This window comes from Modestobacter sp. I12A-02662 (assembly GCF_041028325.1).
Lineage (GTDB): Bacteria > Actinomycetota > Actinomycetes > Mycobacteriales > Geodermatophilaceae > Modestobacter.
Map to the genome: position 1 here is coordinate 45,119 of NZ_JABGDE010000015.1, position 24,910 is coordinate 70,028.

Genomic DNA, 24,910 nt, shown 5'->3' on the forward strand with positions numbered 1-24,910 from the left:
GTTGGCCGGCGTCGCCGAGCGGGCGCCGGCGACCAGCAGGACGAGTGCGGCGGCGACCGCGGGCAGCGTGGCGGTGTCGAGGGCCGTCTCGGTGGCGTCCTGCTGAACGAGGACCCGACCCCGCAGGCCACGATGAGCGCGATCAGGATCCCGTCCACGGGGCGCTTCCCGCCCTGCGCCCGACCGCCGCGGCCGCCGGCCGATCGGCGGCCGTCGTCCCCGGCCCGCGGAGCATCACCCAGGTGCGCGGGCCACCGCAGGGCAGGTCGACGACGTCGGTCACCGCGAAGCCGAGGCTGCGGTAGAACCGCACGTTGAGCTCGGCGCTGGTCTCCAGGTGCACTGGCAGCCCGTCCCGGTCGGCGCGGTCGAGGCCCGGAGCCAGGGTCGCGGCACCGAGGCCCCGTCCCTGCCGGTGCGGCACGACACCCACGCTGGCCAGGGTCAGGTGCGGCTCACTCGGTCGGCGGTCGGCCAGCGCCGCCTCGGCCTCGGCCGCGGCCGCAGCCCGTTCTCCCGCCAGCTCGGCGGCCGCCGGGCCGACCCGTGCCCGCACGTCGTCGGGCAGCGCGGTGCTGGGCATCCACACCGCGACGCTCACGAGCTCCTCCCCGACCTGGCCGACGTCCACCTGCCCGAAGGGCACTGCGACGGCGGACAGGAACAGGTGGTGCAACGCCCGTAGCCGATCGCCGTGGCCGTCGGCGTCGACCGTCCACCGGGTCCACGGGTAGTCGGCGAAGGCGTCGGCCAGCGCCTCGGCGGCGGCTGGGACGTCGTCGAGCGCCGCCGCGCGCACATGCAGTGTCATCTTGGTTCCTCGGTCCGTTCTCGGGGCGTCCACGGCGGGTGGACCCAGTGGTCGAGCGGCGGCGGCCGCACGCTGATCGCAGCATGCGGGGCCGCCGGGTCCCGCGGTCAGGTGGCCTCGACGGTGAACGGCGCCGTGACCACGTCGCCGTCGGCGAGCCGGAACTGGGCCCACAGCTGGTAGGTCCCGGCGGTGGCGAACTCGGCGTGCACGTCGAGCTCGGGACCGAAGGTCTGGCCGGGCAGGGCGAAGACCGGGCGACCGGAGGCGTCCTCGACCTCGGCGTGCTCGTGGGCGAACGTCGTCCCGTCGGCCCGCATGACCACGACGTGGCCGGCAGCGGCGAGGTAGGGCTGCAGGTCGTCGACCGGCCGGCCGGTGGTGGCGTCGGTGATGGTGAAGTCCAGGTCGCTGCGCCCGCCGACCTCGGCGTCTCCCTCCAGCTCGACCCGGACCCCGTCGACGACGACGCTCCGCGGCCCGGCCGCCAGGACCACCGGCTCCGGTGCCACGCCGGCCACGGTGATCACCTGCCGGGAGTGCACATCACCCATCTCACCCTGCCGCCGGAACTCGGTGTTGACGATGTACTGGCCGGCGGTCGGGAACGTGACCTCCACGGCCAGCTGCCCGAGCTCGCCGGTGGGCTGCGGGTGGACGTGCGCGAAGGTGCCCAGGTCCTCCCGGGTGGCGATCAGGTGCATCCACGCCTCGTGGCTGCGGGTGAGGTCCTCGATCGGCTCCCCGGTCCCGCCGTCGACGACGGTGGCGACCAGCCGGGTCGGCTGCCCGGGGCGCACGCCGGCGGGCAGGTCGAGGCGGACGTCGAGACCGGCGTCGGTGGCGTCGGTGGGCGGCACCTCGGCGGTCATCATCTCGCTCATCGCCGGGCGCATCGGCATGCCGGTTCCCTGTGCCCAGGCCAACTGGCCGTTCATGCCGCGCTCGGCGAAGTCCATCCGCGACACGGCGGTCAGCCCGGCGCCGAGGGCGAGCGCGACGACCGCCACGCCGGTCAGGTAGGCGTACTGGCCGATGCGGGCGCGCAGCGGCGGGGACAGGATCTCGGCGGCCGTGGCCGGGCGGCGGAAGCGGCGCAGCCGCAGCGCGTTGGTGACGACGCTGACCGAGCTCATCGCCATCGCCGCCGAGGCGAGCACCGGGTCCAGCAGCAGCCCGTTCCACCAGTACAGGGCGCCGGCCGCGACCGGGATCAGCAGCAAGTTGTAGCCGAACGCCCAGCCCAGGCCCTGCTTCATGGTGGTCACGGTGCGGCGGGACAGTGCGATCGCCGAGACGATGCCGCGCAGGTCTCCGCCGACGAGGGTGATGTCGGAGGCGGCGATGGCCACGTCGGCGCCGGTGCCGATCGCGATGCCCACGTCGGCGGCCGACAACGCGGCGGCGTCGTTGATCCCGTCCCCGCAGAAGGCGACGACGTGCCCCCGCTCCTGCAGGCGGCGGACCTGCGCCGCCTTGTCCGCGGGCAGCACCTCCGCCAGCACGTGCTCGATGCCGACCTGGTCGGCGATCGCGGCGGCGGTCGCGGCGTTGTCGCCGGTGAGCATCCACACCTGCAGGCCCAGCGCCTGCAGCTGGGCGACGGCCTCGGCCGACTCGGGCTTGACGGTGTCGGCGACGGTCAGCACCGCGGCCGGCTGCCCGTCGACGGCGACGAACATCGGCGTCTGTCCCGCGGCGGCGGCCGCAGCGGCGGTGCTGGCGAGCGCGTCGACCTCCACGCCGCGGGCGGCCATCAGCGCGGCGTTGCCCACCAGCACGTGTCGCTCGCCGACGACGGCGTCGATGCCGTGACCGGGGACGGCGTCGAAGGAGCGCAGCGCCGGCAGGTCGAGGAAGCGGGCGGCGGCGGCGGCGACGAGCGCCTCACCGACCGGGTGCTCGCTGCCGGCCTCCGCGGCAGCGACCAGCGCCAGGACGTCGTCCTCGGCCCAGCCGCCGGTGGTGGTGACGCCGGTGAGGGCCGGCTTGCCGCGGGTGATGGTGCCGGTCTTGTCCAGCACGACGGCGGTGACCCGGCGAGCGGTCTCGAGCGCGTCGCCGTCGCGGATCAGGATGCCGAGCTCGGCGGCGCGGCCGGTGCCGACCATGACCGCGGTCGGCGTGGCGAGCCCGAGAGCGCACGGGCAGGCGATGATCAGCACGGCGATGGTGGTGGTGATCGCCATCGTCATCGCGCCGGTGTCCGGGCCGAGCAGCGCCCAGGCGGCGAACGTGGCCGCCGCCAGTCCCAGGACGATGGGCACGAACCAGGCCGAGACCCGGTCGGCGAGGCGCTGCAGCGGCACCTTCCCGCCCTGCGCGTCCTCCACCAGGCGGACGATCTGCGCCAGAGCCGTGTCGGCGCCGACCGCGGTCGCCCGCAGCACCACGGTGCCGGTGCGGTTGATCGTCGCGCCGATGACGGAGTCCCCGACCGTCTTGTCCACCGGCAGGCCCTCGCCGGTCAGCATGCTCTCGTCGACCGCGGTGGCGCCGTCGGTGACGACGCCGTCGACCGGCACCTTCTCCCCGGGCCGCACCCGCACCCGGTCGCCGACCACGACCTGCTCGACGGGGATGTCGACCTCGGCGCCGTCGCGCACCACCCGGGCTGTCCTCGGCGCCAGGCCGACCAGCGCGGTGATCGCCGCGGCAGTGGCCTTCTTGGCGCGGGCCTCCATCCACCGGCCGGCCAGGACCAGGGCGAGGATCACCAGCGAGGTCTCGAAGTACACGTGCAGCGGCAGCCCGAATCGCTCGGCGGCGGCCGGCCACAGGGTGACGAAGGCGCTGTAGACGTACGCGACGCCGGTGCCGAGGGCGACCAGGGTGTTCATGTTCGTCGACCGGTGCCGGGCCGCGGTCCACGCGGCGCGGTAGACGTCGCGGCCGGCCCAGAACTGCACGATGGTCGCGACCACGAGGATGGCCGGCATCAGCCAGTCCATCGTGTCCAGGTACAGCGGCACGTACATCAGCGCCATCAGCCCGAGGCCGGTGGCGAGGGTGACCTGCCACCTGCGCTTGAGCGCGGTCAGGTGCGCCTCGTCGTCCCGCCCCGCGGTGGCGGCGGGCGGCGCGGTGCCGGCGTCGGGCTGCGTGTCGCGGCGTGGGGTCGCGGTGTACCCGGCCCGGGTCACCGCGGCGGTCAGCTCCTCGAGGCCGACCTGGGCCGGATCGAAGCGGACGGTGGCGACCTCGGTGGCCAGGTTGACCTCCGCGGCGGCCACGCCCGTGAGCTTGCGCAGGGCCTTCTCCACGCGCCCGACGCAGGAGGCGCAGGTCATGCCGCCGACGTCGAGGGTGCAGCTGGCGGGCTCGGTCGCCGCGGCGGCGGGGGCCGGTGCGGTGGTCGTCATCGCGGTCTCCTGGTGGACGGGCCGGGTCGGCTACGGGTCGATCGTCAGTGGCGGTGGGCGGGCTCGGACCGGGGAAATCGCCAGGTTCGGCCGGCCCGGTGGTCGGCGCGGCCTGGTGGGATCAGGTGTCGGCGGCCAGCGCGGTGTACGCGGCGGGCGGCCAGGTGGCGAGGATCTGGGGCCGCAGGGCGGCGCCGAGGCGGCGGTAGAACCGCTGGGCGTGGAGGTTGCCGACTTCCATGCCTCACCGGATGAGCAGCTGCTCAGGTTCGGCCAGGTCGGCGAGGGCGGCCATGAGCCGCCGGCCCGACACCGGCGTCGCGGTGCCCGGGCCGGACGTAGAGGTCGTCGAGGTCGAGCACGTCGCCGCCGGTCCACAGGTGCAGCTGCCGCAGGGCGGAGACGTAGCCGACGGCTGCGCCGCCGCGCTCGGCGAGCAGCACGACCACCTCGGGCCGCTGTAGGAGGGTGCGCCACTGGGCGTCGAGAACGTGCACGTGCGCGGCCTGGTCCTCGTGCGCGGCGATCTCACGGACCATCGCCGCCACCTCGGTGGCGTCGGCCGGGGTGGCCCGGCGGACTCGGGTAGCGGGAGCGGCCACGGCGGTCTCCTGGAGGGGTCGGGGGCGCGGCGGGAGGGGCGGGCCGCTCCCGCCGCGCCGGTGGGCACGGGGCGGGGCGCCGCGGGTTCAGCAGTGCGCGTACTCGTGCGGGCGCAACAGCATCGCGGCGGCCATCGCCGGGAGCATGAGCACGTGGCCCCAGAGCATCAGGGCGCCGGTGCCGATGAGCCCGAGGGCGAGCGGGACGAAGAGCACCAGGAAGGGCAGGTACATGGCCGCGCCCATCTCGACGATGGGCCGCCAGCGGTGGCCGCGGACCTTCATCCACGCAGACATGGCTGCGGTCATGTTCGTCGCCATGATCAGCGAGCCCGTGTAGGGGTTGTCCATCAGGCCGGGAGCACCGAGCGCGTCGAGGACGAGGGTCCACACCGGGTGCAGGGCCACCATGCCAACGACCATCGCGACGACCATCTCCAGGAAGTGGAGGGTGAACTTCCTGGCGCTCAGGCCGTGCGCGGTCTCGGCGTGTGTGGTGGCGGGGCTGTGCGTGCGGGTCGTGGTGGGCACGGAAGGTCTCCGAGAAGAGTCGAGGTGGGCGGGGATCACGGGACGAGGGCGTAGCCGGCCTCGTCGACGGCGGCCGCGATGTCGGCCCGGTCCACGGGGCGCTCGGCGGTGACGGTGACGGCGCCGGAGGCCAGGTCGACGGTGACCGACGCGACGCCGTCGACGGCGGCGATCTCGTCGGTGACGGCACGCTGGCAGTGGCCGCACGTCATGCCGGTGACGGTGAAGGTGGTCGAGCCGATGAAGGTGCGCGGCGTGCTGGAAAGCATGGGATCTCCTCGAGGTTGCGGGTGGTGGTGCGGTCGGGGAGAAGCGTCGGCGCGGGGGTGAGGGCGTCTCACCGGGGAAATCGCCGGGATCTGAACCGGGAGGGTCAGGCAGCGACCGGGCCGTGGGGTGTGACCGTCGGCGGGGATGGCTTGCGGTCAGATGCCGCAGCAGCGGAAACGTCGCCACCGGGGCCGGAAGGGTTGCAGGCACCGGACGAGTGGGCCCGTTGCGCGTCGCGGATGAGCTCCTGCACGCGGGAGTGGGCCAGTGCTCCTGGGTGAAGGGCATGCGGAACTCTGGACGGGACGGGCGGTGGCGTGCCGGGCGGGTGGGGAGCCGCCGCGGGTGCTGCGGTGGTGGGCTGGCCGGATGCCGGTGCTCGAAGCGGATCGTCGGTCGTCCCGCTGAGCTGGTGCGCGGGCCGGTGAGCACGGGGCGGGCGGGCGGCGGCGATGCCGGCACTGGGCCTCGGCCGGTCCACGGTGGCAGTGGCGGGGCGGCGGACGTGGTCGACGCTGCGCCGGGCGGTGCGGCAGATTTCTCCACCGCACCGCCCGGCTGCCCGGAGCTCAGTGGCCGTGCGCCCCATGGGCGCCCGCACCGGCTGCGGGCTTGCCGGCGGGCACGGCGAACAGGGTGAGCACGAACAGCGCACCCAGCGCGCCGGCGGTGACGGTGAAGGCCCGGCCGTAGCCGTCGACGAGGCCGGCGGGGGTGGCCAGGTGGCCGGCGATCGCGGTGAGCGCGGCAACGCCGAGGGCAGCGCCGATCTCGTGGCCGGTCATCATCAGCCCCGAGGCCAGCCCGGAGCGCTCGGCGGGCACGTCGCTCATCGCGGCAACGGCGATGGCGACGAACATCGGGCCGACGCCGGCACCGACGAGTAGGAACCCGGGCAGGACATCCGCGGCATAGGAGGTGCCTCCGGCGCCGGTGGCCAGCAGCAGCACGCCGGCGGCCATGACCACCAGCCCACCGAGGATCAGGGGGCGCGCGCCGAGGTGGCCGATGACCTTCGACGCGGCGGCGGCCGCGGCGGTGATCGCGGCGGCCAGCGGCAGGAACTGCAGCCCGGCGACGACCGGCGACGATCCCACGATGGCCTGCAGGTACAGCGACGTCAGGAAGATCGCGCCGACCACCACACCGGTCACGCCGGCCATCACCGCCGAGGCGGAGACCAGCGACCGGATGCGCCACGTCGCAGGCGGCACCAGCGGGTCGGCGGCGCGGCGCTCCAGCCGGGCGAACGTCGTCAGCAGGACGGCCGCGGCGGCCAGCGCCATCCACGTGCGCGGCGCGCTCCAGCCGGCCGAGCGGGTGGCCTCGATGCCGGACACCAGCGCCAGCAGCCCCGCGACGAGCGTCAGCGCGCCGGGCACGTCCAGCCGGCGCAGCGCGCCGGGCCGGGAACCGCCGCGGGCCACGGCTGCCAGGGTTCCGGCGACGACAGCGAAGCCGATCGGGACGTTGATGAAGAACACCGACCGCCAGCCCAGCGCGCTGGTCAGCGACCCGCCGAAGAGCACACCCGCGGCGATGCCGAGACTGCCCACGGTGCCCCAGACGGCGAGCGCGGTCTGCCGCTGCCTGCCGGTGTAGGCGGTCATGGTGATCGACAGCGCGGCCGGGGTGAGCAGCGCCGCCCCCGCGCCCTGCGCCGCCCGGGCCAGGATGAGCGTCAGCGGGGTCTGCGCCAGACCGCTGACCAGCGAGGCAGCGGTGAACAGGCCGATACCGGCGAGGAACGCGCCGCGCCGGTCGAAGAGGTCGGCGATCCGGCCACCGAGCAGCAGCAGCCCACCGGAGAGCAGCACGTAGGCGCTGATCGTCCACTGGTGGTCCGCCGCGGACAGCTGCAGGTCCTCGCTGATCGACGGCAGCGCGACGTTCACCACTGACACGTCGAGGATGACCATGAACTGCGCGGCGATCATCAGCGCGAACACCGTCCACGGCCGGCGCAGCTTGTCGGCGGCCGTGGACGGGTGGCCGTGGGCGTGCCCGCCGGAGGCGTGCTGGTGCTCGTGGGCGGGGGCCGCCGGTTCGGCGGCGGGGTGGGCCGACATGGCTCCTCCTCGAGGTGGGGACTGCGGGACTGGCTGCCACGCTCGCCGCCGCCAGGTGTCCTGACGCCGGGAGAACCACCAGGTCCACGATCACCGGCCCCGTCCGCTGCGGTCGGTACGGTTCCGCCCGTGCTGGCCGGACGGGACGCCGAACGCGCGGCGATCGCCGCCCTGCTCGACGCCGCGCGCAGCGGAACCGGCGGCGCGCTGGTCGTCCGTGGCGTGGCCGGGTCGGGCAAGTCGGCACTGTTGGCCGACGCCCTGGACGACGCCGGGGACCTGCGGGTGCTGCGCACCTCCGGGGTGGAGTCGGAGTCGCCGCTGGCCTTCGCCGCGCTGCAGCGGCTGCTGTGGCCGCTGCGCAGCCGCCTCGACGCGCTGCCCGCACCCCAGCGGGCGGCGCTGGGGGCCGCGCTCGGCGAAGCCGCGGGCGCGGGCGACCGGTTCCTGGCCTTCCTCGGCACGCTGAGCCTGCTGGCCGACGCCGCCGAGGACAGCCCGGTCGTCGCCGTGGTCGACGACGCCCACTGGCTCGACGACGCCTCGGCTGCCGCGCTGCTGTTCGTCGCCCGCCGGCTGCAGGCCGAACGCATCGGCCTGCTGTTCGCCGCCCGCGACGGCAGTGAGCGCGAGTTCGAGGCCGAAGGTGTGCCGGCCATCGTGCTGGGCGGGGTCGCCGGCGAGGCCGCGGACGCGCTGCTGACCGGCCGGGCCGGGGTTGCAGTGGATCCGGCAGTGCGGGACCAGCTGGTGGCTTCGACCGGTGGCAACCCCCTGGCGCTCGTCGAGCTGGTTCCCGCGCTCACCACCGAGCAGTTGTCGGGCCGGGCACCGCTGCCGGCGCAGCTGCCGCTCACCGGCGGCGTGGAACGCGCCTTCCTGAACCGTTGCCGGCGGCTGGCCGAACCCGCGCAGCGCTTCCTGCTCCTCGCCGCCGCCGACGACACCAGCCGGCTCACCGTTGTCCGCGACGCCGCCGACCGGCTCGAGATCGATGACGACGCCCTGGACGCGGTCGAGCAGGCCGGGCTGCTGCGCATCGACGGCGATGACCTGGCCCTCCACCACCCGCTGGTGCGCTCGGCGGTGTACCAGGCGGCCACCAGCGCGCAGCGCCGCGCCGCGCACCGGGCGCTGGCCGATGCCCTCGGCGCCGACCCCGACCGGAGGGCCTGGCACCTGGCCGCCGCCGCCGACCGCCCCGACGAGTCGGTGGTCGCCGCCCTGGAGGGCGTCGCCGACCGCGCCGCTGCCCGCGGCGGCCACGAAGCCGCGTCTGCCGCCTGGGCACGCGCCGCCGAGCTGAGCATCGACAGCGAGGCCCGGGGCCGGCGGCTCTTCCTGGCCGCATCGTCTGCCTGGCTCGGCGCCCATCCGTCCCGGGCGACGGGGCTGGCGGCCGCCGCGGCGGCCGACGTGACCGACCCGGTGCAGCGCGCCCAGCTGCTGACCCTGCAGGGTCAGATCGAGTGGAACACCCACTCCCTCAGCGAGGGCTACGACCTCGTCCTGCAGGCCGCCCAGCTCGCCGCCGAGGTCGACGAGGCGACGGCGCGGCCGCTGGCCATGCTCGCCGCATCGCTGTCGGCATTCGGGGCGCGCTCGCCGCGCCCGGTGGACCCGGCCGCGCTCGTGTCCGAGCCTGCCGCCGACGCACCGGCCACGGCCCGGGCCGCCTGGGCGCTGCTGCAGGGATTCGCCGCCGTCGGCCGCCGCGACTGGGCGACCGGCGCGAGCTCCTTCCGGCGCGCCTTCGACCTCACCGACGCCGAGCCGCTCGACGGCGACCACGTGCTGCAGCCCAACCTCGGCATCGCCGCCTGGCAGATCGACGAGGACGAGCGCACGCTGCGGCTGCACGAGGAGCAACTGACCTCCGCGCGCCGCGCCGGTGCACTGAACATGGTCGAGCACGCCCTCACCCGGGGCTTCCACGCCCAGCTGGCGACCGGCGCGTGGGCGAAGGCCGCCGCCGCAGCCGCCGAGGCGCTGCCCCTGGCCGCCAGCACCGGCTCCACCGGTCTGACGGCGCTACCCACCGCCCAGTTGGCCGTGGTCGCGGCGCTGCGCGGGGATGAGGCCGCCGACCGGCACCTGGCCGAGGTCACCGCGATCCGCGCGGCGCATCCGGTCGGCATCACCGACAGCCTCGTGGCCGACCTGGCGCACTGGGCGCAGGCGCTGCGCACCGCCGGGCAGCCCGCGCCGGCGCTGCACCACCTGGAGCAGATGGGGCTCCCGATGCTGCGCCGGATGGCCGCTCTCGACGTGCTCGACGTCGCCATCCGGGCCGGCCGGACCGACGTCGCCCGCGCCTGGCTGGCCGAGGTCGAGCAGTTCGCCGCTGCCACCGGCACCGCGTCGGCGGTCGCCGTCACCGAGCACGGCCGCGCCCTGCTCGCCGACGGCGCCCATGCCGAGAAGCACTTCCTGGCCGCGCTGGACGCGCACGCCGGCTCCCCGCGCGTGCCCGACCGGGCCCGCACCCACCTGGCCTACGGCGAACACCTGCGGCGCGCCCGGCGGCGGATCGATGCCCGCGAGCACCTGCGGGCCGCCCTCACCCTGTTCGAGGAGCTGGGCGCGGCCCCTCACGCCGAACGCGCCGCCCAGGAGCTGCGCGCCTCGGGAGAGACCGCCCGACGCCGTGACGTCACCACCACCACGGAGCTGACCGCGCAGGAACGCCAGGTCGCCGGGCTGGTCCGGCAGGGGCTGTCCAACCGGGACGTCGCCGCGCGGCTGTTCGTGTCCCCCCGGACCGTCGACTTCCACCTGCGCAACGTGTTCAGCAAGCTCGGCGTGGCCTCCCGAGCCGAGCTCACCGCCCTCACGCTGGACTGACGTGCAGTCCCGGAGTCGCTCCGACCCCAGGGGCTGCACCCGCCAACCTGGCGGTTCTCCCGGCGTGACGCCGCCGACCCGCACCTAGCGTCCGAGACAGACCAGCCCGGACGAAGGAGCCCCCATGAGCAGCACCACCGCGGCGATCGCGGAGTCCACGACCCGCCGCCCCGGCCTGCGCGGCACACTGGCCCGCCGCTGGCCGACCGCCCTGGGCGCCGTCGCCGCCGTCAACACTCTCGTGCTCATCGCGCGCCTGCCCGAGCACACGCAGGCCTGGATCAGCGCCTGGTGCGTGCTGCTCGCCGCGGTCATCTACCTCACCTGGGGCACCGCCCGCGGCGACCTCGGCGACCGCGGGCTGCTCACCGCTCAGACCGCCGCGGTACTCGCCTTCGGCGCCGTGGCCCTCGCTGCGGTCGCCGTCGACCCGGACGCCGCCCGCTACGTGCTGGCCGCCGGCTGGCTCGCGCACGCCGCCTGGGACATCGCCCACCACCGCATCGGCCGGGTCGTGCCGCGCTGGTACGCCGAGACCTGCCTCGTCGCGGACCTCACCCTCGCCACCGCGCTGCTCGTCGTCTGCTTCGGCTGACCTCTCCGACCCGCCCGCCGCTGCGTCCCGCCCTCGCCTCACCTGGAGCACCCATGCCCGAGCCCGTGCGCCTGTCCCTGTCCACCGACGACCGCGCAGTCCTCGACGTGCTCGTCGTCGGAGCCGGTCAAGCCGGCCTCGCCCTCGGCCACCACCTCACCCTCGCCGGAGCCCGCTTCCTGTTGGTGGACGCCGGCCCGGAGATCGGACACGCGTGGCGCTCCCGCGGGGACTCCCTGCGGCTGTTCAGCCCCGCCCAGTACGACTCGCTGCCCGGCCTGCCGTTCCCCGCGCCGGCCGACACCCACCCCGGCAAGGACGACGTCGCCGACTACCTCGCCGGCTACGCCGCCCACTTCGCACTGCCGGTGCGGCTGAACTGTCCGGTGCTGCGGCTGCACCGCAACGCCGACGGGAGCTTCGCGGCCACCACGCCCACCGGCACCGTGCGCGCGAAGCAGGTCGTCGTCGCGACCGGGCCCTTCCAGGTCCCCCACGTGCCCGCCGTCGCCGACCGGCTGGACCCGGGCGTGCCGCAGCTGCACAGCGCCGACTACCGCAACCCCAGGCAGCTGCCCGGCGCCGGCCGGGTGCTGGTGGTCGGTGCGGCCAACTCCGGCCTGCAGATCGCCGCCGAGCTGGGCGCTACCCAGCCGGTCACCGTGGCGGTCGGTACCCGCCCGACCGAGCTGCCCCAGCGGATCGCCGGCCGCGACCTGTTCTCCTGGCTCACGAGATCCGGGTTCCTCACCGTGCCCGCGCACACCCGCATCGCCCGCCGGCTGCGCGCCCGCGGCGACCTGGTCATCGGCACCCGCAGCAGGGCCCTGCGCCGCCGCGGGATCGACTTCCGGCCGCGGTTGACCGACCTCGGCGGGCGCACCGCCACCTTCGCCGACGGCACCACGGTCGACGTCGACGCGGTCGTGTGGGCCACCGGCTACCGGCCCGACCACTCCTGGCTGCACGTGCCCGGCGTCGTCGTCGACGGGCACGTCCGCCACACCGCCGGGGTCACCGAGGTGCCGGGCCTGTACTTCCTCGGCCTGCCCTGGCAGACCTGCCGCGGCTCGGCGCTGCTCGGGTTCGTCGGCGCCGACGCCGCCAGACTCTCCGACCGTATCGCCACTGACGCCGCCCGGTGCTCCGCCCGCACGACCGACCGCGACCCGGCGGTTCTCCGGGCGTGACCTCCAACTGCCTCCCTGGCACCCCCGGCCGAAGGAGGCACCGGTGTCCCCCGCGGCCCTGGGCCATCCCCTCGTGCACGACGTGCCGCGGCGTCGGTCCCGACGACGCGCCCGGCCCCGGCGGCGGCGCCCTCGCCGGCGCACCGAGCGCCTTGCGGGAGGTGACACGGCTCCGGACGGCCGCGCGCAGCGTGCGCACATGCGAGGGGCCCTCACAGTCACTGTGAGGGCCCCTGCAGTTGTAGCGGGGGCAGGATTTGAACCTGCGACCTCTGGGTTATGAGCCCAGCGAGCTACCGAGCTGCTCCACCCCGCGTCGGTGGGACCACCATACCCCAGCCCCCGGCTCGTTGCCGCCAGGGGGTGGCCGGGCCGCCAGGACGGCGGCCCGGCCACCGGGATCACCCGGTCGGGCTCGCGCCCGCCTGTCCGACCGCCGCCTGGTACGCCTGGATCGCGGCTTGCAGGTCGGCCTGGGCCCGACCGATGCCCTCGAAGTCCGCGTTGCGCTGCGCCTCGGCGAGGGCCTCGAGGGCCGCGTTGATCTGACCGACGGCCTGGTCCCGCGCCGGGTTGTCCGAGCCGCCGTCGCCAGCCGGTGGCTCCGCGGTCGGTGACGGCTGGGCGTTGGGATCGGCCGGCGGCTCGGTGGTGGGCGCCTCGTCGTCCACCCCGGTGTCCGCGGCGTCCCCGCTGTCGGCGGCCGCCTCGCCCGCGCCCGCGCCGAACACCTGGTCCAGCGCCTCGGAGAGGGTGTTCGCGTAGCCGACCCGGTCGCCGTAGTTGACCAGGACCTTCTGCAGCAGCGGGAAGGCGTTCTCGCCGGACCCCTGGACGTACAGGGGCTCGACGTACAGCAGTCCGCTCTCCCCGATGGGCAGGGTCAGCAGGTTCCCGAACACGGCCTCGGAGTTGGCGCTGTTGAACAGCGTGAGGTCCGGTCTGACCTGGTTGTTGCTCAGGAACGAGTTCTGCACCTGCTGCGGCCCGCGGAACGGCGTGTTGCCCGGCAGCCGCAGGATCTGGATCTCCCCGTAGGTGGCCGGGTCGCTGGACGCGGAGATGAACGCCGACAGGTTCTCCCGTTCGAACGCGTTGAGCGCGCTGGTGAGCTGGAAGCTCGCGCCCTCGTCACCCGGCCGCTGGGCGAGGATGTAGTACGGCGGCTGGTCGTCGGTCGCGTTCGTGATGGTCGGGTCGCTCGGCACCTGCCAGCGGTCGTTCTGGTTGTAGAAGTCGACCGGGTTGGCCACGTGGTACCGGGTCAGCACGTCCCGCTGCAGCTTGAACAGGTCCTCCGGGTACCGGACGTGGCTGACCAGTTCGTCGTCCATCGCGCTGCGCGGCTCGATCACGCCGGGGAAGGCCTTGCGGTAGGTCTGCAGCACCGGGTCGCTCTCGTCCCAGGCGAACAGCTTCACCGTGCCGTCGTAGGCGTCGACCGTGGCCTTGACCGAGTTGCGGATGTAGTTGAACTGCTGGTCGGGCAGGGCCGTGGTGCCCGTGCCGGTGAGCGCGTCGGTCGCGCCCTCCCCCAGCGACATCTGCTCGGCGTAGGGGTAGGCGTCCGAGGTCGTGTAGCCGTCGAGGATCCACACGATCCGGCCGTCCACCACCGCCGGGTACGGGTCGCCGTCCACCTCGAGGAAGGGCGCGGCCTTCTCCACCCGGTCCCGGGGGTCGCGGACGTAGAGCACCTTGGACTCGTCGTTCACGGCGCCGGAGAGGATGAAGTTCCGCTCCCGGTAGTAGATGGCGTAGGTCAGCTGCCGGAAGAAGCTGCCCATCGAGACGCCGCCCTCGCCGTCGTACGTCGAGTTGATCTGGCCCTCGTCCGAGCCGCCCTCCGGCTGGTCGAACTCGCGCGGGTCGGCCCCGCCGACCACCGAGTACACGTCCTGGCCGTTGTCGTTGAGCAGCTCGCCGTAGTAGATGCGCGCCTGCTCGACCTCGATGTCGCCGCGGGTGGGGAGGTCGCCGGTGGTGAAGTTCGGCTCGCCGCCCTCCTGGCCGGCGACCACCTGGTTGGCCGGTGCGGCGACGAAGCCGTTGCCGTGGGTGTAGACGGTGTGCCGGTTGATCCAGCTGCTCTGGTTCTCACTGAGCCCGGAGCTGTTGAGCTCGCGGACGGCCACCACGTAGTCCTGGGTGACCCCGTCGATGGTGTACCGGTCGATGTCCAGCTTCTCCGGGAAGCCGTAGACGTTGCGGATCTGCTGGCGCGCGGTGAACGTCGGCGCCAGGACGTTGGGGTCCAGCAGCCGGGCGTTCGGGATCGTCTCGGTGTCGTTGCGCAGCTCGGCCAGCGCGGCCTGGGTGTCGGCCTCGCTGCCCGAGGACTCGGTGGCGTAGTTGACGTACTCGACCTCGGAGAGGTTGTAGGCGTCCAGCGTCGACCCGATGGCCCGCTGGATGTACTCCTGCTCCTTCTGGTCGGCCGAGGGGCGGACGACGAACTGCTGCACGATAGCGGGGTACGCGACCCCGATGACCAGGCTGGCGAGCAGCAGGAGCACCAGCGCGGCGGCCGGCAGCAGGGTGTTGCGCACCACGATGTTGGCGAAGAAGGCGATGGCGCAGATCGCGGCGACGAACACCAGGATGTTCTTCGCCGGCAGCAGCGCGTTGACGTCGGTGTAGGACGCCCCGGTGAACACGTCACCGCGGTCGGAGTAGACCAGCCCGAAGCGGTCCAGCCAGTAGGCGAAGGCCTTCAGCGCGACGAACAGGCCCAGCAGCACCGACAGCTGCACCCGGGCGGCGCTGCTGAGCTTCTGCCCGGGGGTCTGCAGCCGCAGCCCGCCGAAGACGTAGTGCGTGAGCACGGCGCCGATCAGCGACAGCAGCACGATGGCGAAGCCGAAGCCGAGCACCAGCCGGTAGAAGGGGTAGTCGAAGACGAAGAACGAGATGTCCCTGCCGAACTGCGGGTCGGTCCGACCGAAGTCGGTGCCGTTGCGGAACTGCAGCCAGGTCTGCCAGCTGCCCTGCGCGGTGAACCCGGCGAACAGGCCCAGCACCGCGGCGATCGCGGTCAGCACCGCCTTGCGGCGCGGCTCCAGCGACTGCCGGTAGCGCTCCAGGTTCTGCTGCTCCAGCGACATCGGCCGGAAGGTCGGCCGGAACCGGTACGCGAGGTGGACCGACAGCGCCACCAGCCCGCCGGTCGCCAGGCCGGCGACGGCGAACAGCAGCGCGCGGGTCTGGACCTCGGTCCAGAAGACCTCGGTGTAGTTGGTCTCGTCGAACCACAGGTAGTCGACGTAGACGTTGGTCAGCGTGCCGATGACGGTGAACAGCACCAGCAGCACGGCGACGGCGCCGATGACCAGCTTGGCGCGCCGGGACAGCGTCGGCACCGGCACGGGGGGCCGCATGGCCACGGTCGGTCTCCTGTCTTTCCTACGACCTCGGTGGTGGCGCGATTGCCACCGGACGGCGACCACGGGCGTCGGCACCGCCGGGAGGCGGGACGGGCCACACGGGTCCGTTCCCTCAACTTCTCCCGGCGACGGCGGGTTCCCGGTGTCGGCACAAGCACATCACGGTTCTGTGACAGCCGGTCCGGCGGTGTCCGCGGCCGGCGGTCAGCAGGGCTCCGGCGTCCTGCCCGCGCGCAGGTCGGCGAGCGCCTCGAGCGCGTCGTCCAGGGTGGCGACCTCGGCCATGGCCAGGCCCGGCTGGGCGTTCTGCACGGCCTCGGCGCAGTTCCCCGCCGGCACCAGGAACAGCTCCGCGCCGATCTCGCGGGCGGAGACCATCTTCAGCGGGATGCCGCCGATCGGGCCCACGGTCCCGTCGCCGTCGATGCTGCCGGTGCCGGCCACGACCGCGCCGCCGGTCAGGTCGACGTCCCCGACCAGGTCGATGATGCCCAGGCTGAGCATCAGGCCGGCCGACGGCCCGCCGACGTCGTCCACCTCGATCGAGACGTCGAACGGCGCGTGCGGCGTCAGCAGGACCATGACCCCCAGCGCGGACCCACCGCCCTCCGCGGCGGGGCCGGTCGTCACCGTGCCCGAGCCGGGGACGCCCAGCCGGGTGTAGGCGACGGGCACCGCGGTCCCCGGGGCGATGTCCGCGAGGACCGCCGAGAGCGTGTCCAGGTCGGGCGTCGCGGTGCCGGCCACCGCATCGATCGCGTCGCCCGCCTCCAGCTGGCCGGTGGACGGCGAGTCCTCGGTGAGGTCCTGGACGACGACCTTCTCCGGGTACCCGAGCTCCCCCAGCGCGGCGCTGCGCGCGGCCTGCTCGGAGGTGAGGAAGGCCTGCCGGTTCTGCTCCTGGGTCTCCTCCACCGACCGGTCGGAGGGGTACACCTGCTCCCGCGGGACGACGGTGACCTCGTCGTCGAACCAGCCCTGCACCGCCCCCACCAGGGTCAGCGGCCCCTGCGGCACGCCGACGGTGGTCAGGTTCAGGTTGCCCGAGCTGTCGTTGACCTCCCGGCCGGTGACGGTGATGATCGGCTGCCCGTCGATGTCGCCCAGCGTGTTGTAGGTCGGCCCGGGGACCTGCGCGATGTAGGGCACCGGCAGCAGGGCGCCGAGCACGCCGAAGACGAACAGCAGCACCGTCCCGGTGGCCAGGACGGTGGTCCGACGGCTCACGTCTCCTCCTCGCACGGGCGGCGGGACCCGGGCCCGCCCCGTCGAACGGCGAGGGTAGGCGACCGAGCTGACCGCCCGGCCGGGCGACGTCCGCTCAGGGCGGACGGCGGAGCCGCCCCGCACCCCTGCGCGGGCGCTCCGAGCAAGGTCAACCCGTCTACGGTGGTGCCATGAGCGATGTCCCCTTCGGCTTCGGGCTCCCCGACCGCGACCCCGAGCGCCGGGGCGAGCCCGGCGCCGGCGGCAACGACCCGTTCGGCTTCGGCGCCCTGTTCGGCGGCGGCGCGGGCGGCGGCGGCACGCCCGAGGAGCTGCTGGGCAAGATGCCGCTCTTCGCCGAGCTCCAGCGCCTCATGAGCTGGTCCGGCGGGCCGGTGAACTGGGACCTCGCCCGGCAGGGCGCGATCAGCCAGCTGGCACCGGGGCACCAGCCGACGTCGGCGGGCGAGCGGTCCGCCGTCACCGAGGCGCTGCGCCTGGCCGACCTCTGGCTGGACCAGGTCACCGAGCTGCCCTCGGGCGTGGACCGGGCGCTGGCCTGGTCCCGCGTCGAGTGGGTGGAGCAGACGCTGCCGGCGTGGACCGCGCTCATCGACCCGCTCGCGGAGCGGGTCGTGGCCGCCATGACCGGCGCGCTGCCGCAGGAGGCCGCCGCGATGGCCGGCCCGCTGAGCGGGCTGATGAGCCAGGTGGGCGGCGTCATGTTCGGCGCCCAGGTGGGCCAGGCCCTGGCCAGGCTCGCCGACGAGGTGGTCACCAGCACCGACGTCGGCCTGCCGCTGGGGCCCACCGGCGCCGGCGTACTGGTGCCGCAGAACGTCGCCGCGTTCGGTGCCGGCCTGGACCGGCCGGACGACGAGGTGCGCCTCTTCATCGCGCTGCGCGAGGCGGCCCACCAGCGCCTGTTCGCGCACGTGCCGTGGCTGCGCCAGCAGCTGTCCGACGCCGTCCACGCCTACGCCCGCGGCATCCACGTCGACCGCGAGGCGATCGAGCGGGGGCTGAACGAGGCGATGGGCGGCGGCCTGGGCGGCGGCTTCGACCCGAGCGACCCGGAGAGCATCCAGCGGCTGCTGGGCAGCGGCGTGCTGGAGCCGGAGGAGACCCCCGAGCAGCAGATGGCGCTGCGCCGGCTGGAGACCCTGCTCGCGCTGGTCGAGGGCTGGGTGGACAGCGTGGTCGCGGCCGCCGCGGCCGACCGGCTGCCGGGCTACCCGGCGCTCGCCGAGACGATGCGCCGGCGGCGGGCCTCCGGCGGCCCGGCCGAGCAGACGTTCGCCACCCTGGTGGGCCTGGAGCTGCGGCCCCGCCGCCTGCGCGACGCGAGCACGGTGTGGGGCGCCATGGCCCAGCAGCACGGGTCGGCCGAGCGGGACCGGCTGTGGTCGCACCCCGACCTGCTGCCGACCTCCGACGACCTCGACGAGCCGCTGGACTTCGTCGCGCGGCAGGGCGCGGCCGACCCGTTCGCCGAGCTGACCGGAGGGGACGCCGGGCAGGGCGGCGGCGACGACGAGGGCCCCGAGCCCCGCAGCTGATCGGCCCCCTGCAGGGGCCCGCCGCGGGCCTGCGAGCGGTGGGGGGTGGGGGTCCTTCCTCAGTCGACGGCGCCGGGCTCCAGCTCGTCGTCCTCGCCCGCCGGCGGCAGTGCGCCCGCGGCCCGGGACTCCACGCCCTCCAGGAAGCCCAGCGCGCGCTCCATCCGCGGGTAGACCTGCACCAGCCCCCAGAAGCGTGCGTCGTGACCGGGCTCCAGCAGGTGTGCCAGCTCGTGGACCAGCACGTAGTCGACGACGTACTCGGGCATGCCGCGCAGCCGGCTGGACAGCCGGATCGTCCGGTCGGCCGGGGTGCAGGAGCCCCAGCGGCGGTTCTGGTTGTCGACCCAGCGCACGCTCGCCGGCACGGCCCGGCCGCCCAGCCACGCCGCGGAGAGCTCCTGGGCGCGGGCCATCAGCTCGTCGTCCGACGTCAGGCCGCGCGACCGGCGCTCCTCGCGGGTCTGCAGCTTGGCGACCATCCGGTCGACCCAGCGGCGCTCCTCCGCGGCGCTGAAGGCGGCCGGGATTAGCACGACGGTGCGTCCGTTCTCGCGGTAGGCCGTCACCGTCCGCCGGCGGCGGGCGCTGCGGCGGACCTCCACCGGCTCGGTGGCCGTGTGCCCCGTCGACCCGAGCGCCGCCTGCCCGGGGGGAACGGGGACGGCGGCGGCGGGCGCAGCCGGCAGGCCGCGGTCGAGTCGCTGTTGCACGAACGCACCGTAGCCATCAGGCGACGGCCCGCCCAGCCCGGGGACACCCGACCGGGGGCAGGTGCACACAGGCGGTGGACAGCGGGTGGCCAGGGGTCCCCCGTTCGGTGGACGGCTGCCCGCCGTCCACAGGCGGGGGACGCCGTCCGCGCAGCTCAGCCCGCGGAACGGCGGACCGGTCGAGGAATTTTCCCGGGCCGGCCCCCCGTCGGTGCACAGCGACACTCCGACGGTTCCCCACCGTGTCCACAGTGTCGTCCACAGGCTGTGGGCAGCGGGCGCCGACCGTGCCGGGCGCTGGCACCCTGCGGCGGTGACCGAGAGCCCGCACCCCCTGCTCCCGCCCGGCACCGCGGTGCTGCGGCTCGGCGAGGACGAGTTCACCGGTGGAACGGTCCAGGTCGGCGGCGTGGACGGCGCCGACGGCGTCCGCATCTGCCCCGCCGGGCCGGGGATCGACGCGCTCCTCCGCCGGCTGGACGGGCGCCGCTCCGAGCGGCAGGTGCGCGGCGAGTCGGCCGCGGACGGCACCCCGGCCGACGTGGTCGACGACGTGCTGGGCGGGCTCCGCGCCGCGGGACTCGTGCACGACCTGACCGCCGCCGACCTGCTGGCCGTCGACCCGGGCCCGGCCGCCGCCGCCCGCGCCCTCCCCGAGCTGCCCTCGGCCGGAGCCCGCGCCGGTGCGGGCGGGCGCTGGCGGGACCGCCGGCAGAGCGCGGTGGTGGTCGACGGCGCCACCCGGGTGGGAACTCCGCTGGCCGCGGTCCTCGCGGCCAGCGGCGTGGGCCGCGTCCACGTGCGCGACCGGGGCAGCACCCTCGCCGCCGAGGCCGTGGTCGGCGGGGTCGCGGCGAGCGACGAGGGACGCCCCCGGTCCCTGGCCGCCGCGGACGCGGTCCGCCGGGTGAGCCCGCTGACCGAGCTGGGCCCCCTGCCGCCGGGCCGGTCCCCGGACGTGGTGGTGCTGTGCCGGCCGTGGGCGGCGCTTGACCCGCTGACGACCGCGCTGCAGCGTGAGGGCACCCCGCACCTGGTGGCCACCGTGCGCGGCGAGACGGGGGTGGTGGGGCCCCTCGTGCTGCCGGGTAGCAGCAGCTGCCTCCGCTGCGCCGACGCCTGGCGCCGGGAGGACGACCCGGCCTGGCCGCGACTGGCCACCCAGCTCAGCGCCCGGGAACCCGCCCACAGCGGGGCGACCGTCACCTGCCTGCTCACCGCGCTGACCGCGGCCGTCCAGGTGCTCGCCCACCTCGACGGGGACGCCACCCCGGCGGCGGTCGACGCCACGCTCGAGTTCCGTCCTCCCGCGCTGCTGCCCCGGTTGCGCCGCTGGCCGCGGCACCCGGGCTGCGCCTGCTCCGGCCCGGCCGGGGGCGCCGCGACCGGCCAGCATGGACAATGACCTGGTGACTGACACCGGACGGGACATCCCCCGTGGGACGGTCTCCCGGACGGCGAAGCTGGCGTCCCTGCCCCTGGGCGCCGCCGGGCGGGCCACCCTGGGCATCGGCAAGAGGTTGTCCGGGCGCTCGTCCGACGAGGTCAACGCCGAGCTCCAGCAGCGCACCGCCGAGCAGCTGTTCGCCGTCCTGGGGCAGCTCAAGGGCGGTGCGATGAAGCTCGGCCAGCAGCTGTCGATCTTCGAGGCCGCCGTTCCCGACGAGGTGGCCGGGCCGTACCGCGAGGCGCTGGTGAAGCTGCAGGAGGCCGCTCCGCCGATGCCGGTGAAGACGGTGCACGCCGTGCTGAACCAGCAGCTCGGCGGCCGGTGGCGGGAGCGGTTCCGGGACTTCGACGACGCGCCCGCCGCCGCCGCGAGCATCGGCCAGGTCCACCGGGCCACCTGGCGTGACGGCCGGGAGGTGGCCGTCAAGATCCAGTACCCGGGAGCCGGCCCGGCGCTGATGGCCGACCTCACCCAGCTGGCGCGCTTCGCCCGGCTGTTCGCGGCGCTGTTCCCCGGCATGGACGTCAAGCCGCTCATCGCCGAGCTCAAGGACCGGGTGGTCGAGGAGCTGGACTACGGGCTCGAGGCCGACGCGCAGCGGGCCTTCGCCGCCGCCTACGCCGGCGATCCGCAGATCGCCGTGCCGCGCGTCGTGGCGAGCGCGCCGAAGGTCATCGTCTCGGAGTGGCTGGAGGGCTTCCCGCTGTCCCGGGTCATCGCCGAGGGCACCCGCGAGCAGCGGGACCGGGCCGGTGTGCTCCTGGCCGAGCTGCACTTCTCCGGTCCGCAGCGGGCCGGGCTGCTGCACGCCGACCCGCACCCCGGCAACTTCCGGCTGCTGGCCGACGGCCGGCTGGGTGTCATCGACTTCGGCGCCACCGCGCGGCTGCCCGAGGGGCTCCCCGAGCCGATCGGCCGGCTGGTGCGGTGGGCGCTGGACGGCCGGGCCGACGACGTGCTGACCGACCTCCGCGCCGAGGGCTTCATCCTCCCGAGCGTCGAGGTCGACGCGCAGGGCGTGCTCGACTACCTGCTCCCCTTCCTGGACCCCATCGCCGCCCCGCGCTTCAAGTTCACCCGGCGCTGGATGCAGGAGCAGGCGGCCCGGATCGGCGACCCGCGCAGCGACGCCAGCCGGCTGGGCCGGCAGCTGAACCTCCCGCCGGCCTACCTGCTCATCCACCGGGTGACGATCGGGTCGATCGGGGTGCTCTGCCAGCTGGACGCCGAGGCGCCCTACCGGGGCGTGGTCGAGGAGTGGCTGCCCGGCTTCGCGGCGTGAGCCCGGCGGTCAGGTGCGGATGTGCTCCTCCTGACCGCGGTCCGGGTGCCAGGACCGGATGCGCAGCGCCGTCCGGTCGTCGGTGAGGCCGGTCCACACCACCTCGGTGAGGTCGAGGCGGAAGACGTGCGCGCCGCCGTCGCCGGGTGCCTCCTCGACCACCCGCCCGGCGACCTTCGCCTCTCCCGGCCAGGTCGACCCGTCCTCGCCCGGGTCGGCGGTGGGGCTGTGCAGCGCCACCCGCGGGTCGCGCAGCAGGTCCTGGGCCTTGCGCGCGCCCGGCATGGACCCGATGCGCAGCTCGCCGTCGTCGCCGAACTCCACCTCGGTGCCGCTGATCCGCGGTGCGCCGCTCGCCCGCAGGGTCGCCATCGTCGCGTGCCTGGCGGCCGTGAACGCCGCGCGGACGACGGCGGCCAGATCAGGGGTTGCTTCCTCGACCTCTCGCCAGCTCGCCATGCCCAGGAGTGTGACGGCGGGTGCCGACCGCGCACTCCCTCTCGAGCGCGCCGTCAGTGGGTGAGCTTGAGCCCGACGACGCAGCCGACGATGCCCATCAGCAGCAGCACGCGGACGACCGACACGGGCTCCTGCCCGGTCCACATCGCGTAGCCGGCGGTGAGGGCGGCGCCGATGCCCACCCAGACGGCGTACGCGGTGCCGATCGGCAGCCCGCGCATGGCGTAGGCGAGGCCGGCCATGCTGGCGGCGAGGGCGCCCGCGAAGACGACGGTCGGGGCCAGCCGGGTGAACCCCTCGCTCCGGCCGAGGGCGGTGGCCCAGACGGCCTCGAGGACGCCGGAGAGGACGAGGACGAACCAGTGCACGACAACTCCTGGAACGCCGTCTTGTCGCTGTCCGGGTACGGCGTACTCGTCCGGGAGTCCTGTCGCGGGACCCGTCCCCAGGATCTCACGACCGGCGCCGGTCGGGGCGGTGACGATGACCACCCGGCGGCCAGGCCGTGCCGGGCCGGGCGGCTCAGCGCTGCTCGTTGATCCGGATCAGGTTGCCCGCCGGGTCGCGGAAGGCGCAGTCACGGACGCCGTAGGGCTGCTCGGTCGGCTCCTGGACCACCTCGGCGCCGCCGGCCTGCAGCCGCTCGAAGGTGCCGTCGAGGTCCTTGGTGGCCAGCAGGATCATGGCGTAGGTGCCCTTGGCCATCATCTCGGAGATGGTGCGGCGCTCGTCCTCGGTGATGCCCGGGTCGGCGGCCGGCGGGTGCAGCACGATCGACGTGCCGGGCTGGTCGGGCGAGCCGACGGTGATCCAGCGCATCCCGCCGTAGCCCACGTCGTTGCGCACCTCGAAACCGAGGACGTCGCGGTAGAAGGCCAGGGAGGCGTCGGGGTCGTCGTGCGGGAGCATGGTCTGGTGGATGGCGAGGTCCATGGCGATCACGCTAGGTGCGGCTCGGCGGCCGGTGCTTCTCGATTCCTGACCGGTCTGGTCACCTGCTTGGCAACGCACGGCGGCATCCCCGCCGCAGCCTCCGAGGCGAGTCGCCGGTAGGCGCTGGGCGGCATCCCGACCAGCTCGGTGAAGCGGGTGCTGAAGGTGCCCAGCGACGAGCAGCCGACCGCGAAGCAGACCTCGGTGACGCTGAGGTCGCCGCGCCGCAGCAGCGCCATCGCCCGCTCGATGCGCCGCGTCATCAGGTAGCCGTACGGCGGCTCGCCGTAGGCCGCCCGGAACTCGCGGCTGAGGTGCCCGGCGGACATGTGCACGCCGCGCGCCAGCGCCTCGACGTCCAGCGGCTGCGCGTACTCCCGGTCGATCCGGTCACGGACCCGGCGCAGCCGGGCGAGGTCCCGCAGCCGCTGCGCCGCGGCAGGTGTGCCGGTCACCTGCCCGATCGTGCCGCATCGCACCGGCCGCCGGCGGTCCGGTCGTCGCGCGCGCAGGGGCCGGGCCCGGACGCAGCGCGCGTCCGGGCCCGGCGGTGCAGGAACGGGGTCACCACACGGCAGCGCTGAGCCGGGCGGCACGCCGGGACGCGCGCTCTGCCTTGCGGTTCCACCGGCGAGCGGCGGCGAGGCGCCGGGCGCGGGCGGCCCGGTCCGCCTCGGCGACCCGCTCCGCCATGTAGGCGCGGGTCAGGTCCTGGTCGATCAGGTACATCTCACGTCCTCGGGGTGTCGGCGCGCCGTGCGGCGCGTGCTGGTGCATCGGGTGGCAGGTCCCCCGGCGCCGGGGCGCAGGACGGAGGACGGTCGGGTGCTGCGGTGGGAGGTCACGCGGCGTCCTCTGCGCGGACCTTGCGCGGGCGGCCGCGCGGGCGTTTGCGGGCGATGACGACCCCGTGGTCGAAGATCTCGCCGCCCCAGACGCCCCACGGCTCCCCGCGGTCGAGGGCACCGGCCAGGCAGGCGGCCCGCACGGGGCACTGGTGGCACCACGTCTTGGCCTCCTCCAGGCGGGCCGGGCTCTCCGCGAACCACAGCTCGGGGTCCTGGACGCGGCAGGGCAGCACCCGGCGGGTGGGCGCGGTCTCGCGCTCCCTGGTGGACACGTGCGTGCGGTCGAACCCTCGCCGGCGCTGGGACGCCGCGGAGTCGATCGTGGTCGGCACGGCCGGTCCTCCTCTTCCTTCGTCGTGCGGCCGGACGGCGGATCCCGCCGACCGGTGGTCGGGGTCGGGTCCGCGGGGCCATCACAGGACGAAGGCCGCGGATCCCGGTGTCCGGGTTCCGCGGCCTCGAGGAGGACCAGCTGAGCGCGCTAGCTCAGTGGGTCTTCCGGGGGCAGGTCACCCGGGGTGGTGCGCTGCGCGGGGACGCCGGGAACGGCGAGACCCGTGCGGGTCTGGTGCTGGACGGAGGCGGGCGTGCCGGTGGACGCACCGGTGGCCTCGGGCGCGAGATCGCGCAGCCGGACCGTGGTCGCGGCGACGGGCAGACCGGTCCCCTGGAACGGAGCGGCGTACGGCGCCATCCGGACGACCTGCTCGGTCCAAGCGGGGGTGCACGCGCCGACGGCCGGCGGAGGGGTCGCGATGCCCGCGCCGGTGACGACGAAGTCGATGCTGATCACGGGGCCCCTC

General features: G+C 74.9%; 22 protein-coding genes, 1 tRNA gene and 1 riboswitch. Of the genes, 6 read left to right on the forward strand and 17 right to left on the reverse strand.

Features of this window, described 5'->3' with window-relative positions; genetic code table 11:
• Positions 1-142: 142 nt before the first annotated feature.
• The 6 genes from HL189_RS20245 to HL189_RS20270 all read right to left on the reverse strand — a co-directional run bounded on the left by HL189_RS20245 (position 143) and on the right by HL189_RS20270 (position 7,645).
• Complete coding sequence (locus tag HL189_RS20245; protein ID WP_369135530.1) at positions 143-811, reverse strand: GNAT family N-acetyltransferase; 669 nt, start codon at positions 809-811, stop codon at positions 143-145.
• Between the two features lie 107 nt (positions 812-918).
• Positions 919-4,173, reverse strand: a complete 3,255-nt coding sequence (locus HL189_RS20250; RefSeq protein WP_369135531.1) for a heavy metal translocating P-type ATPase — start codon at positions 4,171-4,173, stop codon at positions 919-921.
• Positions 4,174-4,436: 263 nt separating this feature from the next.
• Positions 4,437-4,775, reverse strand: a complete 339-nt coding sequence (locus HL189_RS20255) for an N-acetyltransferase family protein (protein WP_369135532.1) — start codon at positions 4,773-4,775, stop codon at positions 4,437-4,439.
• Positions 4,776-4,862: 87 nt separating this feature from the next.
• Positions 4,863-5,306 carry a hypothetical protein gene (locus HL189_RS20260; RefSeq protein WP_369135533.1) on the reverse strand — a complete coding sequence of 148 codons (444 nt, stop codon included), beginning with the start codon at positions 5,304-5,306 and terminating at the stop codon, positions 4,863-4,865.
• A 35-nt stretch (positions 5,307-5,341) separates the two neighbouring features.
• Entirely contained in the window at positions 5,342-5,575 is a 234-nt protein-coding gene (locus HL189_RS20265) for a heavy-metal-associated domain-containing protein (protein WP_369135534.1), read from the reverse strand.
• 570 nt (positions 5,576-6,145) lie between these two features.
• Entirely contained in the window at positions 6,146-7,645 is a 1,500-nt protein-coding gene (locus tag HL189_RS20270; protein ID WP_369135535.1) for an MFS transporter, read from the reverse strand.
• 129 nt (positions 7,646-7,774) lie between these two features.
• Here HL189_RS20270 and HL189_RS20275 point away from each other — a divergent pair, with 129 nt between their 5' ends.
• The 3 genes from HL189_RS20275 (at position 7,775) to HL189_RS20285 (ending at position 12,274) form a co-directional block, all read left to right on the forward strand.
• Positions 7,775-10,489, forward strand: coding sequence for an AAA family ATPase (locus tag HL189_RS20275; protein ID WP_369135536.1), 2,715 nt, complete (start codon positions 7,775-7,777; stop codon positions 10,487-10,489).
• A 124-nt stretch (positions 10,490-10,613) separates the two neighbouring features.
• The gene (locus tag HL189_RS20280) at positions 10,614-11,084 is read left to right on the forward strand and encodes a hypothetical protein (protein ID WP_369135537.1); all 471 of its coding nucleotides are present in this window, start codon (positions 10,614-10,616) and stop codon (positions 11,082-11,084) included.
• 53 nt (positions 11,085-11,137) lie between these two features.
• On the forward strand, positions 11,138-12,274 hold the full coding sequence (locus HL189_RS20285) for a flavin-containing monooxygenase (RefSeq protein WP_369135538.1): 1,137 nt from the start codon (positions 11,138-11,140) through the stop codon (positions 12,272-12,274).
• A gap of 242 nt (positions 12,275-12,516) precedes the next feature.
• On the opposite strand, the gene HL189_RS20290 is transcribed toward HL189_RS20285, so the two are convergent.
• The 3 genes from HL189_RS20290 to HL189_RS20300 form a co-directional block, all read right to left on the reverse strand.
• Positions 12,517-12,590: transfer RNA gene (locus HL189_RS20290), tRNA-Met, on the reverse strand.
• Between the two features lie 85 nt (positions 12,591-12,675).
• Positions 12,676-15,651: a UPF0182 family protein gene (locus tag HL189_RS20295; protein ID WP_369135616.1), complete on the reverse strand. Its 2,976-nt coding sequence runs from the start codon at positions 15,649-15,651 to the stop codon at positions 12,676-12,678.
• A 210-nt stretch (positions 15,652-15,861) separates the two neighbouring features.
• Positions 15,862-16,884 carry a PDZ domain-containing protein gene (locus tag HL189_RS20300; protein ID WP_369135539.1) on the reverse strand — a complete coding sequence of 341 codons (1,023 nt, stop codon included), beginning with the start codon at positions 16,882-16,884 and terminating at the stop codon, positions 15,862-15,864.
• 170 nt (positions 16,885-17,054) lie between these two features.
• On the opposite strand from HL189_RS20300, the gene HL189_RS20305 reads away from it, so the two are divergent.
• A complete protein-coding gene (locus HL189_RS20305; RefSeq protein ID WP_369135540.1) occupies positions 17,055-18,422 on the forward strand; it encodes a zinc-dependent metalloprotease in 1,368 nt (455 codons plus the stop codon).
• Between the two features lie 59 nt (positions 18,423-18,481).
• Here HL189_RS20305 and HL189_RS20310 read toward each other — a convergent pair whose 3' ends face one another.
• Positions 18,482-19,135, reverse strand: coding sequence for a M48 family metallopeptidase (locus tag HL189_RS20310; RefSeq protein WP_369135541.1), 654 nt, complete (start codon positions 19,133-19,135; stop codon positions 18,482-18,484).
• Between the two features lie 313 nt (positions 19,136-19,448).
• Here HL189_RS20310 and HL189_RS20315 point away from each other — a divergent pair, with 313 nt between their 5' ends.
• Together HL189_RS20315 and HL189_RS20320 are read left to right on the forward strand one after the other, a co-directional pair.
• Positions 19,449-20,540: a thiamine biosynthesis protein ThiF gene (locus tag HL189_RS20315; protein ID WP_369135542.1), complete on the forward strand. Its 1,092-nt coding sequence runs from the start codon at positions 19,449-19,451 to the stop codon at positions 20,538-20,540.
• A 4-nt stretch (positions 20,541-20,544) separates the two neighbouring features.
• Entirely contained in the window at positions 20,545-21,867 is a 1,323-nt protein-coding gene (locus tag HL189_RS20320; RefSeq protein ID WP_369135543.1) for an ABC1 kinase family protein, read from the forward strand.
• A 9-nt stretch (positions 21,868-21,876) separates the two neighbouring features.
• Here the strand turns inward: HL189_RS20320 and HL189_RS20325 are convergent, their stop codons facing one another.
• From HL189_RS20325 to HL189_RS20355, 7 genes are all read right to left on the reverse strand, one after another.
• The gene (locus tag HL189_RS20325) at positions 21,877-22,326 is read right to left on the reverse strand and encodes a pyridoxamine 5'-phosphate oxidase family protein (RefSeq protein WP_369135544.1); all 450 of its coding nucleotides are present in this window, start codon (positions 22,324-22,326) and stop codon (positions 21,877-21,879) included.
• Positions 22,327-22,379: 53 nt separating this feature from the next.
• Entirely contained in the window at positions 22,380-22,694 is a 315-nt protein-coding gene (locus HL189_RS20330) for a multidrug efflux SMR transporter (RefSeq protein ID WP_369135545.1), read from the reverse strand.
• 10 nt (positions 22,695-22,704) lie between these two features.
• A riboswitch (guanidine-III (ykkC-III) riboswitch) is annotated at positions 22,705-22,770 on the reverse strand.
• A 78-nt stretch (positions 22,771-22,848) separates the two neighbouring features.
• Complete coding sequence (locus tag HL189_RS20335) at positions 22,849-23,259, reverse strand: VOC family protein (RefSeq protein ID WP_369135546.1); 411 nt, start codon at positions 23,257-23,259, stop codon at positions 22,849-22,851.
• A 5-nt stretch (positions 23,260-23,264) separates the two neighbouring features.
• Entirely contained in the window at positions 23,265-23,714 is a 450-nt protein-coding gene (locus HL189_RS20340) for a helix-turn-helix transcriptional regulator (RefSeq protein ID WP_369135547.1), read from the reverse strand.
• A 109-nt stretch (positions 23,715-23,823) separates the two neighbouring features.
• Positions 23,824-23,988, reverse strand: coding sequence for a hypothetical protein (locus HL189_RS20345; protein ID WP_369135548.1), 165 nt, complete (start codon positions 23,986-23,988; stop codon positions 23,824-23,826).
• 112 nt (positions 23,989-24,100) lie between these two features.
• On the reverse strand, positions 24,101-24,379 hold the full coding sequence (locus HL189_RS20350) for a WhiB family transcriptional regulator (RefSeq protein WP_369135617.1): 279 nt from the start codon (positions 24,377-24,379) through the stop codon (positions 24,101-24,103).
• 209 nt (positions 24,380-24,588) lie between these two features.
• Positions 24,589-24,900, reverse strand: coding sequence for a hypothetical protein (locus tag HL189_RS20355; protein WP_369135549.1), 312 nt, complete (start codon positions 24,898-24,900; stop codon positions 24,589-24,591).
• Positions 24,901-24,910: the final 10 nt, after the last annotated feature.

Excerpts from the sequence above, each read along its gene's own strand:
- HL189_RS20245 (WP_369135530.1), bottom strand. The coding sequence starts at position 811 with ATGACACTGCATGTGCGCGCGGCGGCGCTCGACGACGTCCCAGCCGCC.
- HL189_RS20250 (WP_369135531.1), bottom strand. The coding sequence starts at position 4,173 with ATGACGACCACCGCACCGGCCCCCGCCGCCGCGGCGACCGAGCCCGCC.
- HL189_RS20265 (WP_369135534.1), bottom strand. The coding sequence starts at position 5,575 with ATGCTTTCCAGCACGCCGCGCACCTTCATCGGCTCGACCACCTTCACC.
- HL189_RS20270 (WP_369135535.1), bottom strand. The coding sequence starts at position 7,645 with ATGTCGGCCCACCCCGCCGCCGAACCGGCGGCCCCCGCCCACGAGCAC.
- HL189_RS20280 (WP_369135537.1), top strand. The coding sequence starts at position 10,614 with ATGAGCAGCACCACCGCGGCGATCGCGGAGTCCACGACCCGCCGCCCC.
- HL189_RS20285 (WP_369135538.1), top strand. The coding sequence starts at position 11,138 with ATGCCCGAGCCCGTGCGCCTGTCCCTGTCCACCGACGACCGCGCAGTC.
- HL189_RS20295 (WP_369135616.1), bottom strand. The coding sequence starts at position 15,651 with ATGCGGCCCCCCGTGCCGGTGCCGACGCTGTCCCGGCGCGCCAAGCTG.
- HL189_RS20305 (WP_369135540.1), top strand. The coding sequence starts at position 17,055 with ATGAGCGATGTCCCCTTCGGCTTCGGGCTCCCCGACCGCGACCCCGAG.
- HL189_RS20325 (WP_369135544.1), bottom strand. The coding sequence starts at position 22,326 with ATGGCGAGCTGGCGAGAGGTCGAGGAAGCAACCCCTGATCTGGCCGCC.
- HL189_RS20335 (WP_369135546.1), bottom strand. The coding sequence starts at position 23,259 with ATGGACCTCGCCATCCACCAGACCATGCTCCCGCACGACGACCCCGAC.
- HL189_RS20345 (WP_369135548.1), bottom strand. The coding sequence starts at position 23,988 with ATGTACCTGATCGACCAGGACCTGACCCGCGCCTACATGGCGGAGCGG.